The 14,654-nt window shown below is 52.5% G+C and carries 14 protein-coding genes; 8 read left to right on the top strand and 6 right to left on the bottom strand.

The window, feature by feature from the left end; all coding sequences use genetic code 11:
- Window positions 1-119 precede the first annotated feature (119 nt).
- Window positions 120-245 (bottom strand): hypothetical protein, encoded by a 126-nt coding sequence (locus EHN07_RS20760; protein WP_279630474.1) that lies wholly within the window; start codon window positions 243-245, stop codon window positions 120-122.
- Window positions 246-264: 19 nt separating this feature from the next.
- Here EHN07_RS20760 and cirA point away from each other — a divergent pair, with 19 nt between their 5' ends.
- The gene (gene cirA / locus EHN07_RS01990; RefSeq protein WP_124022548.1) at window positions 265-2,235 is read left to right on the top strand and encodes a catecholate siderophore receptor CirA; all 1,971 of its coding nucleotides are present in this window, start codon (window positions 265-267) and stop codon (window positions 2,233-2,235) included.
- Between the two features lie 54 nt (window positions 2,236-2,289).
- Here the strand turns inward: cirA and fghA are convergent, their stop codons facing one another.
- On the bottom strand, window positions 2,290-3,120 hold the full coding sequence (gene fghA / locus EHN07_RS01985) for an S-formylglutathione hydrolase (protein ID WP_124022547.1): 831 nt from the start codon (window positions 3,118-3,120) through the stop codon (window positions 2,290-2,292).
- A gap of 107 nt (window positions 3,121-3,227) precedes the next feature.
- On the opposite strand from fghA, the gene EHN07_RS01980 reads away from it, so the two are divergent.
- The 7 genes from EHN07_RS01980 to mglC all read left to right on the top strand — a co-directional run bounded on the left by EHN07_RS01980 (window position 3,228) and on the right by mglC (window position 11,442).
- A complete protein-coding gene (locus tag EHN07_RS01980) occupies window positions 3,228-4,361 on the top strand; it encodes a YbfB/YjiJ family MFS transporter (RefSeq protein WP_124022549.1) in 1,134 nt (377 codons plus the stop codon).
- 116 nt (window positions 4,362-4,477) lie between these two features.
- Entirely contained in the window at window positions 4,478-5,143 is a 666-nt protein-coding gene (gene folE, locus EHN07_RS01975; protein ID WP_124022546.1) for a GTP cyclohydrolase I FolE, read from the top strand.
- Window positions 5,144-5,168: 25 nt separating this feature from the next.
- Window positions 5,169-6,326: a DUF418 domain-containing protein YeiB gene (yeiB, locus tag EHN07_RS01970; protein WP_124022545.1), complete on the top strand. Its 1,158-nt coding sequence runs from the start codon at window positions 5,169-5,171 to the stop codon at window positions 6,324-6,326.
- 159 nt (window positions 6,327-6,485) lie between these two features.
- A complete protein-coding gene (gene galS, locus EHN07_RS01965; RefSeq protein ID WP_124022544.1) occupies window positions 6,486-7,508 on the top strand; it encodes an HTH-type transcriptional regulator GalS in 1,023 nt (340 codons plus the stop codon).
- A gap of 290 nt (window positions 7,509-7,798) precedes the next feature.
- Window positions 7,799-8,797 (top strand): galactose/glucose ABC transporter substrate-binding protein MglB, encoded by a 999-nt coding sequence (gene mglB, locus EHN07_RS01960; protein ID WP_124022543.1) that lies wholly within the window; start codon window positions 7,799-7,801, stop codon window positions 8,795-8,797.
- 92 nt (window positions 8,798-8,889) lie between these two features.
- Window positions 8,890-10,410 carry a galactose/methyl galactoside ABC transporter ATP-binding protein MglA gene (mglA, locus tag EHN07_RS01955; protein ID WP_124022542.1) on the top strand — a complete coding sequence of 507 codons (1,521 nt, stop codon included), beginning with the start codon at window positions 8,890-8,892 and terminating at the stop codon, window positions 10,408-10,410.
- A 21-nt stretch (window positions 10,411-10,431) separates the two neighbouring features.
- Complete coding sequence (gene mglC / locus EHN07_RS01950; protein WP_124022541.1) at window positions 10,432-11,442, top strand: galactose/methyl galactoside ABC transporter permease MglC; 1,011 nt, start codon at window positions 10,432-10,434, stop codon at window positions 11,440-11,442.
- Between the two features lie 95 nt (window positions 11,443-11,537).
- Here mglC and sanA read toward each other — a convergent pair whose 3' ends face one another.
- The 4 genes from sanA to EHN07_RS01930 form a co-directional block, all read right to left on the bottom strand.
- Window positions 11,538-12,257, bottom strand: a complete 720-nt coding sequence (gene sanA, locus EHN07_RS01945; RefSeq protein ID WP_124022540.1) for an outer membrane permeability protein SanA — start codon at window positions 12,255-12,257, stop codon at window positions 11,538-11,540.
- A gap of 130 nt (window positions 12,258-12,387) precedes the next feature.
- Complete coding sequence (gene cdd / locus EHN07_RS01940) at window positions 12,388-13,272, bottom strand: cytidine deaminase (protein WP_124022539.1); 885 nt, start codon at window positions 13,270-13,272, stop codon at window positions 12,388-12,390.
- 130 nt (window positions 13,273-13,402) lie between these two features.
- Window positions 13,403-14,098: a CidB/LrgB family autolysis modulator gene (locus EHN07_RS01935; protein ID WP_124022538.1), complete on the bottom strand. Its 696-nt coding sequence runs from the start codon at window positions 14,096-14,098 to the stop codon at window positions 13,403-13,405.
- Complete coding sequence (locus EHN07_RS01930; protein ID WP_124022537.1) at window positions 14,095-14,496, bottom strand: CidA/LrgA family protein; 402 nt, start codon at window positions 14,494-14,496, stop codon at window positions 14,095-14,097. Before EHN07_RS01930 ends, EHN07_RS01935 begins: the two co-directional genes overlap by 4 nt.
- Window positions 14,497-14,654 lie beyond the last annotated feature (158 nt).

Genomic DNA, 14,654 nt, shown 5'->3' with positions numbered 1-14,654 from the left:
CAATTTATTGATTTTCGGCTGACTTTGTCAGCAACCTCACCCTTTTTTATTGGAACTCCCCACCCACTCCCCCTCCAGACATTACAAATATCAATAATTTGATTGATAACCATTCTCGTTTAATCTATGGTGTCGCCAGGCTTTACCATCGTCGGATGGCGGTGAGTCAGGCGGGCAATAGTTTGCCAAAGTAGCAGGCTATGCATAAAGGAATGTGAGCGCAATCCATCGTTAAAGTTTGCCATTCACCTCATGGAGAAAGGAATGTTAAGGTTGAATCCCATCGTCCGGGGAGGACTTTGCGCGTCAATAATCAGCGCATCGTTTCCAGTTATTGCAGCGCTACAGGAAGACACTGTGGTGGTTACCGCGTCCGCCAGCGAACAGAACCTCAAAGATGCCCCCGCCAGTATTAGCGTTATCACGCAAGAAGATCTGAAAAAGAAACCGATCCAGAACCTGAAAGATGTCTTGCAGGAAGTGCCGGGTGTGCAGCTCACCAACGAAGGGGATAACCGCCAGGGCGTGAGCATTCGTGGCCTGAAGAGTAGCTATACGCTGATTCTGGTGGACGGCAAGCGAGTGAACTCGCGTAACGCGGTCTTCCGCCATAATGATTTCGACCTTAACTGGATCCCGGTGGATGCGATTGAACGTATCGAAGTGGTGCGCGGGCCGATGTCTTCGCTCTACGGTTCAGATGCGTTAGGTGGCGTGGTGAACATTATTACGCGTAAAGTCGGCAAGGCCTGGCACGGTACGGTGACGGCGGATACCACGATTCAGGAAAAACGCGATCGCGGCGATAGCTATAACAGCAACTTCTTCGTCAGCGGGCCCATCGTTGACGACCTGCTCGGTGTGAAGGTTTACGGCAACCTCGGCAAACGCGAAAAAGACCAGCAGGAGACGTCAAACACTACCGCAACGGGTGAAACACCACGTATCGAAGGCTTCACCACCCGTAGTGGCAGCGCCGAATTTGCGCTGACCCCAACCGAAAACCAGGATATGACTTTCGGTTACGGGTTTGACCGCCAGGACAGGGATTCTGACTCGCTGAATAAAAACCGCATGGAACGCCAGGATTACTCCCTTTCCCATAATGGCCGCTGGGATTATGGCAATACCGAGCTGCGTTTTTATGGCGATAAAATTGATAACCTCAATCCGGGCAACCGCTCGCCAATCACTTCTCGCAATAACAGCCTTGATGGCAAACTGGTGCTGCCATTAGGCGAGATCAACCAGCTGCTGACATTTGGCGGCGAATGGCGGCATGACAAGCTGACTGACCCGGTTAACCTGACTGGCAGCAGCAGTTCCGAAACCTCAGCCAGCCAGTACGCGCTGTTCCTGGAAGACGAATGGCGGATTTTCGAACCGCTGGCGTTGACCACCGGCCTGCGTATGGACGACCATCAAACCTACGGCGACCACTGGAGCCCGCGTGCCTATTTGGTGTACAGCGCGACGGATACCGTCACGCTAAAAGGCGGCTGGGCAACGGCATTTAAAGCGCCATCTTTATTACAGCTCAGCCCGGACTGGACCAGCAACTCCTGCCGCGGCTCCTGTAAGATTGTTGGCAGCCCGGATCTGAAACCGGAAACCAGCGAAAGCTTCGAACTTGGCCTGTACTATGCCGGCGATCGAGGGCTGCTGGATGGCGTAACCGGGAGTATCACCACCTTCCAGAACGACCTGGAAGATATGATTGATATCAAGCGCACCGCCAACCGCGCACAGGCACCGTCCTATTCAAACTTTGTAGGATTTGATAGTGCAGGGCGTCCTACCTTTAAATACTACAACGTCAACAAAGCGCGTATTCGCGGCGTGGAAACCGAGGTGAAAGTGCCGTTCAACGATCGATGGAAATTGACGCTGAACTACACCTATAACGATGGTCGTGATTTGAGCAATGGCGGCAGTAAGCCGTTGTCATCTTTGCCATTCCATACCGCCAACGGGACGGTGGACTGGGTGCCGCTGGATGACTGGTCATTCTATGTTTCCGCCAACTATACCGGCGAGCAGCGTGCAACAACCAGCAGCGAACCCACGCCTGGTGGTTACGTAGTGTGGAATACCGGTGCAGCGTGGAAGGCGACGAAAAACATTAAACTGCGTGCGGGGGTGATGAACCTGGGTGACAAAGACCTGAGTCGTGACGATTACAGTTACAACGAAGACGGTCGTCGTTACTTTATGGCGGTGGATTACACGTTCTAAGTTTTTCCTCACCCTAACCCTCTCCAGGGGGAGGGTCGGGGTGAGGGCAATGAATTACGCCAAATGTTGCGCATGAAAACGCAGATGGTCTTCGATAAACGAAGCAATAAAGTAATAGCTGTGATCGTAGCCCGGCTGGACGCGCAGCGTTAACGGCCAGCTTTTCTGCCGCGCCACTTCCGCGAATTGTGCCGGTTGCAGCTGATCGGCAAGGAACTGGTCGGCATCACCTTGATCGATAAGCACCGGAATGGCATGCGCGTTATCCGCCTGCATCAGCAAACAGCAGCTATCCCATGCACGCCATTTCTCTTCATCGGTACCTAAATACGCGGCAAACGCTTTTTGTCCCCACGGCACGCGCGCTGGGTTCACAATCGGTGCGAAGGCAGAAACGGAACGGTAACGACCCGGATTTTTTAACGCGATGCTCAGCGCGCCGTGGCCGCCCATGGAATGGCCGAAAATAGAGGCTTTATCGCTAATGCTGAAGTTATCAGCAATCAACGCGGGCAGCTCTTCATTGATGTAATCGTACATACGGAAATGCCCGGCCCACGGTTCTTCTGTGGCATTCAGGTAAAACCCTGCGCCCTGGCCTAGATCGTAACTTTCGTTATTAGGCACGTTTTCACCACGCGGGCTGGTGTCTGGCATCACCAACACGATGCCCAGTTCAGAAGCGATACGCTGCGCACCGGCTTTGGTGGTGAAGTTTTCGTCGTTACAGGTCAAACCGGACAGCCAGTACAGCACCGGTGGAGGCGTGGTGCGTGGCGTTGGTAGAAAAATACTGAACGTCATCGGGCATTTCAGCACCGCAGAATTATGGCGCCAGCGCTGCTGCCAGCCTTCAAAACAGCGGTGTTCTTCGAGGAGTTCCATCCAGAGGGTCCTTATTTATATTCAAGATCGATGAATAACTTTCACTTCTCCCCAGTCTAGCCATGCGGCATCATGCTGGCAACGAAATCGCAACATTTGGGGTGGCTGTGGCGGCACGTATCGCGTTGACGGGGTTTCTGGTGTTGGTGGTGGCAATGGGTATTGGCCGTTTTGCCTTTACGCCACAGGTGCCATTAATGATAACTGAAGGGCAACTTACCTTAACCAGTGCGGGTTTGGTAGCAGCGATTAACTATCTCGGCTATCTGTCTGGCGCATGGGATGCCATGCGCGCGCATCGCCGGGTAGAGCTGCGTTTGCACGCCGGGGTCTGGGGGGCGGTAATTTTAACGCTGCTTTCAGCAACCGTAGATTCCGTATTGTGGCATGCGCTGATTCGTTTTCTGATTGGCTGCGCCAGCGGTTGGGCGATGGTATTGGTTGCCGCCTGGAGCAACGAACAGCTGGCTCACCTGGGTAAACCAGGGCTGAGTGCGGCAGTGTTTGCAGGGCCGGGGGCCGGGATATTTATCAGCGGGCTGCTGGCCGTGGCGATCCACCATTATGGATTATCGGCCAGCAGTGCCTGGCTGATGTATGGCGTTTTAGCGCTGCTATTTATTGTGCTCATTGCCCGCAACTTACCGCGCAAAGGGGAATTACATCGCCCGGAAACCGCGCCTGAACCGCTGCTGTTAACCCGCCCGCTCAGGCGTCTGGTCTGGAGCTATAGCCTGGCCGGGTTTGGCTATATTCTTCCCGCCACGTTTTTATCGCAGATGGCCCATGCCCGCTTCCCCGGCAGCGTATTTGCGCAGTTCGTCTGGCCGATATTTGGCGCTGCGGCAGTCTGCGGGATTTTGCTGGGCATTGCGGCACGCCATCGCTTGCAAAGCAATCAGCGGCTGGCGCTGGTGCTCTGGCTACAGGCGCTGGGGGTATTTGCATCCGATCTGATCCCCGGCATGGCCGGATTAGTGCTGGGGTCGCTGCTGGTGGGCGGTGGCTTCTTATGCGCGGTACAGCTGTCACTGCAGTATGGCCGCGAGCTGGCCCCTAAACATACCCGTTATATGGCGGGATTATTGACCACCGGTTATGCGATGGGGCAGCTGGTCGGGCCGGTGCTATCGGCCTTATCCACATCCTTCACCGGACGGCTTGAACCCGCGCTATACGTTGCCGGAGCGGCGTTATTAGCTGGCGGCGGCCTGGTCTGGCGTAACGCGTCAAGATCCTGATGATTTCAATAATTATCGTTCGCACCACTGGATTATGCGACTGCGCTCACGCACAATGAGCGCACACTTTGCCCCTGTGAGGGCCGAGGTCAGCCACACCTGCAGGAGAAAACAACATGTCATCACTCAGTCCAGAAGCCGCATTGGTTCACGAAGCACTGGTTGCTCGCGGTTTAGAAACCCCGTTGCGCCCGCCTTTGCGTGAGCTGGATAACGAAACCCGCAAGCGCCAGATTGCTGAACATATGACGGAAATCATGCAGTTGCTCAATCTCGATTTGAGCGACGATAGCTTGATGGAAACCCCGCATCGCATCGCTAAAATGTATGTCGATGAGATTTTCTCCGGCCTCGATTACGCGAATTTCCCGAAAATCACCGTCATCGAAAATAAGATGAAGGTTGATGAAATGGTCACCGTGCGCAACATTACCTTGACCAGCACCTGCGAACACCATTTCGTGACGATTGATGGCAAAGCGACCGTCTCCTATTTGCCGAAAGATACCGTGATTGGCCTGTCGAAAATTAACCGCATTGTGCAATTCTTTGCCCAGCGCCCGCAGGTGCAGGAACGTTTAACCCAGCAAATCCTGATTGCGCTGCAAACGCTGCTTGGCACCAACAATGTGGCGGTCTCTATTGATGCGGTCCACTATTGTGTTAAAGCTCGTGGGGTGCAGGATGCCACCAGCGCGACGACGACGACCTCGCTGGGCGGATTATTTAAATCCAGCCAGAATACGCGCCAGGAATTTCTGCGCGCCGTGCGTCATAACTAATACTTAATTTAAGCAGGCAGGCGCTATGAAGCGAAACGGTACGCTGGATTTTGTCCGTGGCGTCGCTATTCTCGGCATCCTGCTGCTTAATATTATCGCCTTCGGTTTACCTAAGGCGGCATACCTTAATCCAGCCTGGTCCGGCTCGGTCAGCGGGCGTGATGCCTGGACATGGGCGATTTTAGATCTCTTCGCTCAGGTTAAATTCCTCACGCTTTTCGCACTGCTATTCGGCGCTGGCCTACAGATGCTGTTAGCGCGCGGCAAGCGCTGGATTCAGTCGCGCCTGACGTTATTAGTTCTGCTCGGCTTCATGCACGGGATCTTGCTGTGGGACGGCGATATTTTGCTGGCCTACGGTTTAGTGGGCCTGGTGTGCTGGCGTATGATTCGCGATGCGCCGGGAATTCGCTCGCTCTTTAACACCGGCGCGATGCTCTATCTCACCGGCGTTGGGGTATTGCTGCTGCTGGGCCTTATCTCGGGCGATGCGCCAAACCGCTCGTGGATACCGGATGCGGCCAACTTGCAGTATGAACAGTGGTGGAAGCTTGGCGGCGGCACCGAGGCTATCAGTCATCGCCTTGATTTACTCTCCTCAAATCTTGTGGCGCTGGGGGCGCAGTACGGCTGGCAGCTGGCTGGAATGATGCTGATAGGGGCGTCATTAATGCGCAGCGGCTGGCTGCGCGGTGAGTTTAGTTTGCACCATTATCGCCGCGCGGGCCTGGCGCTGGTGGCGCTCGGTATGTTGATCAATATCCCGGCGATTTATGCCCAGTGGCATGTAGGCTGGGCGTACCGCTGGTGTGCTTTCCTGCTGCAGGCACCGCGTGAGCTGAGCGCGCCTTTTCAAACCGTGGGCTATGCGGCGTTGGCATTTGGCTACTGGCCGCAGCTTTCACGCCTGCGTCTGGTGAATGCGGTGGCGCACGTCGGGCGTATGGCGCTATCAAACTATTTACTCCAGACGGTAATTTGCACCACGCTCTTCTTCCATATGGGCTGGTTTATGAAATTTGACCGCCTCTCGCTGCTTGCCATTGTGCCTGCTATCTGGACTATCAATATTCTGTTCTCCCTTATCTGGCTGCGTTTCTTCCGTCAGGGGCCTGTCGAGTGGCTGTGGCGTCAGTTAACCGCGCGCGCCGCAGGGGTAGCGCTGAAACAGCCTGCCGGATAGATAATGATATCGCTCACAAAGGTTAACGATTTGTATGTAACCGCTTTCATGGTTGTGATCCTCCTCACGTAGTGATTTTCACGTTGCTGCCAGAATAGTCTCCTTGCCAAATACAGGGTGCATTCATGAGACTAACTCTTTCATCGCCTGGTGCTAACTATGATCACCATTCGTGACGTTGCCCGAATTGCCGGCGTCTCCGTGGCGACCGTTTCCCGTGTCCTGAATAACAGCGCGCTCGTCAGCGCCGATACCCGTGAAAGTGTGATGCAGGCGGTGGCGCAGCTGGGCTATCGCCCGAATGCTAACGCTCAGGCTCTGGCCACGCAGGTTAGCGATACCGTTGGCGTGGTGGTGATGGATGTTTCCGATCCCTTTTTTGGCGCGCTGGTTAAAGCGGTGGATATGGTGGCGCAGGAACACAACAAATATGTGCTTATCGGCAACAGCTATCATCAGGAAGAAAAAGAGCGTCATGCCATTGAAGTGCTGATTCGGCAACGGTGTAACGCTTTGATTGTACATGCGAAGTCACTGAGCGATCGCGAATTAAGCGCGTTCCTCGAACAGGTTCCCGGCATGGTGCTGGTGAACCGCATTGTGCCGGGTTTTGAGCACCGCTGCGTCGGGCTTGATAACGTCAGCGGGGCCTTAATGGCAACCAGGATGCTGTTTAACCAGGGCCATCAGCGTATTGGTTATCTGGCCTCCAGCCATGCGATAGAAGATAACGCCCAGCGGCGGGAAGGGTGGCTACGTGGGTTGAGCGAGCAGGGCGTGGTCGCGCCAGAAAACTGGGTGGGCGTGGGTTCGCCGGATATGCAGGGGGGTGAGGCGGCGATGGTGGATCTGCTGGGACGCAACCTGCAACTCAGCGCGGTATTTGCCTATAACGACAGCATGGCGGCGGGAGCGTTAACCGCCCTGAAAGACAATGGAATTATGGTGCCGCATCATGTTTCAGTGATTGGTTTTGATGATATTCCCATTGCGCGTTATACCGACCCGCAGCTGACAACGGTGCGCTATCCGATTGTTTCAATGGCACGGCTGGCAACTGAACTGGCGTTACAGGGGGCGGCAGGCACGCTTGATAATGATGTAACTCACTGTTTTATGCCAACTTTAGTGCGCCGCCATTCGGTGGCTCCACGGCAAAATGCGGCAGCGATCGCTCTCTGAATAAAGTCTTTGATGTAACCGGTTTCAATTTGTGAGTAAATTCACAGTTAATTAACAAGGCGATGGCTATGATGTCAGCGTCTTATCAGCTGAAACTATATGTAACGGTGATTAATCAGTTTATCTATAGCTATTCAGCCAAAAACTATCAATAAAAGCAGTTATGGATGGTTACTGAACACGGAAGCGTTTTTTAACAGAGAAAAATTTTCGGCATTCAGTAACGTGTTCATAACATCGCTGCCTGCCTGAATACCACTGAACTACCCTGCAAAAAAACCGGAGATACCATGAATAAGAAGGTTTTGACCCTGTCCGCCGTTATGTCTTGCATGTTGTTTGGCGCAGCCGCTCATGCTGCTGATACCCGTATCGGCGTGACCATTTATAAATACGATGACAACTTTATGTCTGTCGTGCGCAAGGCCATTGAAAAAGACGCAAAAGCATCGCCAGATGTTCAGCTGCTGATGAATGACTCCCAGAATGACCAGTCCAAGCAGAACGATCAGATTGACGTGCTGTTGGCAAAAGGGGTGAAAGGCCTGGCAATCAACCTGGTTGACCCGGCAGCGGCGGGCACCGTAATTGAAAAAGCCCGTGGCCAGGACATTCCGATCGTCTTCTTCAACAAAGAACCTTCCCGTAAAGCGCTGGACAGCTACGAAAAAGCTTACTACGTGGGCACCGACTCTAAAGAGTCAGGCATCATTCAGGGCGACCTGATTGCTAAGCATTGGGCGGCAAACCCAGCATGGGATCTGAACAAAGATGGTCAGGTACAGTTCGTGCTGCTTAAAGGCGAACCAGGCCACCCGGATGCTGAAGCACGTACCACTTACGTTATCAAAGAGCTGAACACCAAAGGTCTGAAAACCCAACAGCTGCAGTTAGATACCGCGATGTGGGATACCGCTCAGGCGAAAGATAAGATGGACGCCTGGCTGTCCGGCCCGAACGCTAACAAAATCGAAGTGGTTATCGCCAACAACGATGCGATGGCAATGGGTGCGGTGGAAGCGCTGAAAGCACACAACAAATCTTCCATTCCGGTCTTCGGGGTGGATGCCCTGCCAGAAGCGCTGGCGATGGTTAAATCTGGCGCCATGGCCGGTACCGTGCTGAACGATGCCAACAACCAGGCTAAAGCAACCTTCGATCTGGTGAAAAACCTGGCCGCTGGCAAATCCGCAGCAGAAGGGACCAGCTGGAAAATTGAACAGAAAATCGTCCGCGTTCCCTATGTCGGCGTTGATAAAGACAACCTGGCTGAATTCGTCGGTAAATAAATATCCTGTGCAGGATATTGTTTGAAATGTGTTGAATCCGGGCGAATATTCGCCCGGTATCAGGCCTGATTCTCAGCCACACAGGTACTACTATGGTTGACACAAATACAAATCCGTCGTCGGAATATTTGTTGGAAATGACCAACATTAATAAATCATTCCCCGGCGTTAAGGCACTGGATAATGTTAATTTAAAAGTCCGTCCCCACTCGATTCATGCATTAATGGGTGAGAACGGCGCGGGTAAATCAACATTATTAAAATGTCTTTTTGGGATCTACAGTAAAGATTCCGGCAGCATCCTTTTTCAGGGGCAAGAAATTAACTTTTCCAGCACCAAAGAGGCACTGGAAAATGGTATCTCGATGGTTCACCAGGAATTAAACCTGGTGCTGCAACGTACCGTCATGGATAACATGTGGCTGGGGCGCTACCCCACCAAAGGTGTATTTGTCGATCAGGACAAAATGTACCGTGATACCAAACATATTTTCGATGAGCTGGATATTGATATTGACCCTAAAGCACGCGTGGGCACCTTATCAGTGTCACAAATGCAGATGATCGAAATAGCGAAGGCCTTCTCTTATAATGCCAAAATTGTCATTATGGATGAGCCGACATCTTCGCTGACCGAAAAGGAAGTTAACCACCTTTTCAAAATCATCCGTAAATTAAAAGAGCGCGGCTGCGGTATTGTCTATATTTCTCACAAAATGGAAGAGATCTTCCAGCTGTGTGATGAAATCACCATTTTGCGTGACGGGCAGTGGATCGCCACCCAGCCGTTAGAAGGGCTGGATATGGATAAGATCATCGCCATGATGGTTGGCCGCTCCCTGAACCAGCGCTTCCCGACAAAAGAGAACGTGCCGGGCGAAGTGATTATGGAAGTGCGTAACCTGACCTCGTTACGTCAGCCTTCGATTCGCGATGTCTCTTTTGATCTCCACAAAGGGGAGATCCTCGGCATTGCTGGTCTGGTTGGCGCAAAACGTACGGATATTGTTGAAACGCTTTTTGGCATTCGTGAAAAATCAGGCGGCACGATCACGCTGCACGGCAAAAAAATTAATAACCACACGGCAAATGAAGCCATTAACCACGGCTTTGCGCTGGTGACCGAAGAGCGCCGCTCGACCGGTATTTACGCTTATCTGGATATCGGCTTTAACTCGCTGATTTCCAATATTCGTAACTATAAAAATAAAATCGGCCTATTAGATAATTCGCGCATGAAAAGCGATACCCAATGGGTTATCGATTCCATGCGCGTCAAAACCCCAGGCCATCGCACCTCGATAGGTTCATTGTCCGGGGGGAACCAGCAGAAAGTGATTATTGGGCGCTGGTTATTAACTCAGCCAGAAATCTTAATGCTCGATGAACCCACCCGTGGGATTGACGTTGGCGCTAAGTTTGAAATTTATCAGCTGATTGCTGAGCTGGCTAAGAAAGGGAAAGGGATTATTATTATTTCGTCCGAAATGCCGGAGTTGTTAGGGATTACAGACCGTATTCTGGTGATGAGCAACGGGCTGGTTGCCGGAATTGTAGACACGAAAACAACCACGCAGAACGAAATATTACGTCTTGCGTCTGTGCACCTTTGATAATTTAGGGGCTATTAAAAAATGAGTGCGTTAAATAACAAAAGTTTTCTAACTTATCTGAAAGAAGGCGGCATTTATGTGGTGTTGCTGGTACTGCTGGCGATTATTATTTTCCAGGACCCCACGTTTTTAAGCCTGATGAATTTAAGTAACATTCTGACCCAGTCGTCGGTGCGTATTATTATCGCACTGGGCGTGGCGGGGCTGATTGTCACCCAGGGGACTGACCTTTCAGCGGGTCGTCAGGTGGGGCTGGCGGCGGTAGTGGCGGCAACGCTTCTGCAATCGATGGAAAACGTGAACAAAGTTTTCCCTGAGATGAGCACCATGCCGATTGCGCTGGTTATCCTGATCGTTTGTGCTATCGGTGCCATTATTGGTCTGATTAACGGGATCATCATTGCTTACCTGAACGTGACGCCGTTTATCACCACCTTAGGCACCATGATCATCGTTTACGGCATTAACTCCCTGTACTACGACTTTGTGGGTGCTTCACCTATTGCGGGCTTCGACAGCGGGTTCTCCACCTTTGCCCAGGGCTTTATCAAGATGGGGAACTTTAAGCTTTCGTACATCACCTTCTATGCGTTGATTGCGATTGGCTTTGTCTGGATCCTGTGGAACAAAACCCGCTTTGGTAAAAACATCTTCGCCATCGGCGGCAACCCGGAAGCGGCTAAAGTTTCTGGTGTTAACGTCGCCCTGAACCTGATCATGATTTATGCGCTGTCCGGTGTGTTCTACGCCTTCGGCGGGATGTTAGAAGCGGGCCGTATCGGTTCGGCAACCAACAACCTCGGCTTTATGTACGAACTCGATGCGATTGCAGCCTGCGTGGTCGGCGGCGTATCATTCAGCGGCGGTGTCGGTACGGTGGTGGGCGTGGTGACCGGTGTGATTATCTTTACGGTCATCAACTACGGCCTGACGTATATCGGCGTCAACCCTTACTGGCAGTACATTATTAAGGGGGCGATTATTATCTTCGCTGTCGCGCTGGATTCCCTGAAATACGCCCGTAAGAAGTAATTCCATAAGGTTTACCAAGACCCGCACAGTGAGTGATATGTGCGGGTTTTTTTTCGGTTAACAAATATCCTCGCGCCGTACGACGCCACTCTTCGTTATTTCTTCTCTTTTTTCTGCAATTCCAGTAGCTGCTCGGGTGTCACCGCCGGGTAAGCCTGCGCATCTTCAGGCACTTCGTGCATGGCGGGAATAGGGACTAGCGGCCCAAGGAAACGCGGCTCACGCTTGAAGATATACAGATCGGCCAGCGCTCCCAAACGCGCGCCAAACTCTCTGATACGCACGGTCATCATATTTTTGGGTGAAGGAACGGCATAACACTGGGCCTGAATCCCCATGCGCAGGGCGATAAACAGCGCGCGTTCGCAGTGGAAACGCTGGGTGATGATAATAAAATCGTTGGTATCAAATACTTTGCGGGTACGAACTATCGAGTCGAGCGTGCGAAACCCTGCGTAGTCCAGCACGATATCGGCAGGATCAACGCCGCCGGCGATCAGATCCTTGCGCATGGTCATGGGTTCGTTATAGCTTTGCAGCGCATTATCGCCGCTTAACAGCAGATAGTTCACCTTGCCGCTGTTATAAGCGTTTAACGCGCCCTGGATACGGTATTGATAATACTGGTTAATCACCCCGGTACGGTAATACTTGGCGGTGCCCAGCACCACGCCGACCTGGCGGTAGGGCAAATCCTGCAGTTCGTCATAGACGTAGGGTGCGGTTTTCCAGCTAATCCAGCGGTCAAGACACAGCGCAGCTATCACAGCCAAGCCGATGATAATCAACAGGCTATAAAACAAGCGCTTCAACATGGACCTGCAGCTCAGTAAGAGGATGAAATTTTATCCAAGGCTACTTTACCTGGTGGTTAAGAGCAAGATTCGCGGCGTCGGTTGAATTAAAATTCACCAGTACGGGGCAAAAGCGCCCGTACTGTGAGCATCAATGCAGAAGCGCACGGTCAATATTTATGCATCCCAGCGCTTTCAGGGTCGCAGCGGTAGCATCCCACTGCGTTAGCGGCGCATCCGCTTTTTCTGCAAGAATGGCCCGCTGGATGTCGCTGTAGTCATAGCCTGAAAGGCTAAGCAGATTTAATGCTGCTTGCAGCGGCGGCAGGGAAGGGTTGAATGCGGCATTTTCAGCATAGCTGCCTGTGAAAATCGTCCCGTCGCGCATTGCCAGCGCAACGCCCGATGGCGCATTACTGTAAGGCGCATGGCTGCGGTTTGCCGCGGCAATGGCCGCCTGGCTCAGGGCATCGCCCTGCAGCCCATAGCCATGATCCACGGTATCAAGCAGCAGGGTTTTAATGGCTAAGTCGCGTGGGCCAAAGGCATCCGGTAAATAATCACCGAGCGTTGCAGGCTCACGGCCTGGCAGGTTAATACGCAGCGACACTCCGCTGTTTAGCTCATTCATAAACTGGCGACAATGGCCGCAGGGCGTGTAGTTAACCGTAATCGCAGCCAGCGCTTTTTCACCGCGCATCCACGCATGGGTAATGGCACTTTGCTCGGCATGAACCGTCTGCTGCATGGTCGAGCCGATAAACTCCATATTGCCGCCAAAATAGAGATTGCCGCTCACGCCGCGTGCCACCGCACCGACATAGAACTGTGATAAATCCGCACGGGCACAGGCTGCTGCCAGCGGCAGCAAAGCGAATGCCAGTTCATCATCGCCAAGCCCGGTCTGGGCTTTCAGCGATTCCACTTCTGCGGCGCTAAACATCGCCGGAAAATGAGCATCGGTCAGCAAAGGTTGCAAAGCGGCTTGCAGTGAAGCCGGGAGTTGTGCGAGAGCAGCCTGAAAACGTGAGCGCATGGATCGTAGCCTCATAACAAGTAGTTGAACCGTAGTTTACGGCTCCGCATGGGCTTTATATGTGATCTTTATCTAATTACAAATGTAACGGATGAAATAAAGAATGAAATTGCGCGATCTGTCGCAACTTTTAACCCATAACCGCCAGAATCAGCGGGAACAGGAACGGCGCAATCAGGGAAGTGATAATGCCGCAAATCACCAGCGCCAGTGAGCTAAACGCCCCTTCCTGGAAATCAAGCTCGGCGCAGCGTGCGGTCCCCAGGGCGTGGGAGGCGGCACCCATCGACAGCCCGCGCGCCGCTTTGGTTTTAATGCGCATCAGGTTCAGCAGGGCGTGGCCAAATACCGCACCGAGAATACCCACGAAAATCACGCATACCGCGCTAATCGCCGGAATGCCGCCAATGCTGCCGCCCACCGCCATAGCGATTGGCGTCGTCACCGATTTTGGCAGGACCGACGCGGCAATTTCAGGTGTGGCCCCCATCAGTAACGCAACGGATGTACCGGAAATCATCGCCACCATGCTGCCAATAAAGCAGATGGTGATAATGGATTTCCAACGCGCACGAATCTGGTGAAGCTGCTCGTAAAGCGGGAAGGCAAGGGCAACCACCGCTGGCTGGAGTAAGTCATTCAAGACCTTGCTGCCCTGGAAATAGTGGTCGTAAGGGGTGGCGGTAAACAGCAGAATGGGAATAATGACTATCATCGAAACCAGTAACGGGTTCAGGAGCGGGGTTTTAAACCGCATGCCGATTTGGCGGGCGAGAAAAAAGGTCACCAGCGTTAAAGGTAAAGACCACCAGATATGATGCATCATTTTGTGTCGCCCTCGTTTTCACCCACCACTTTCCGTTCACCATGCACCAGATGAGAGCTCCAGCTCACCACCACTAACACCACTAAGGTACTGATGAAGCAGGAGACCACCACCGGGCCAAACTGCTGCTTTATCACATCAACATACTGCATCACGCCTACGCCGATCGGCACAAACAGCAGCGCCATATAGCGGATCAGCAGATGGCAGCCGGGCTTTACCCATTTGGCCGGCAGAATTTGCAATGAGAGCAAAATAAACAGCATCAGCATGCCGATAATACTGCCGGGAATGGTGATGGGCAGCAGCGATGCAACCGCAATGCCTGCATATAAGCATATGTAAACTAATATAAAAGAACGCAGGTAGTGCCAGATTATGGTGAGTGTGTTACGCATGGTGATTACCCTTTAAGAAACGCATTCATCATACAATTAAAGCGTAAAATGTGCTACCGATCACATCATGATTTATAAGCATACCAAACATTCCGGACGGGAAGGTTGCCGGTGGCCGTGAGCCAGCGGCCAAATCACCAACTGACAGATATAAAAAA

Source organism: Buttiauxella warmboldiae (assembly GCF_003818135.1).
GTDB classification, from domain to species: Bacteria; Pseudomonadota; Gammaproteobacteria; order Enterobacterales; family Enterobacteriaceae; genus Buttiauxella; species Buttiauxella warmboldiae.
This window is presented reverse-complemented; position numbering and strand designations above follow the sequence as displayed.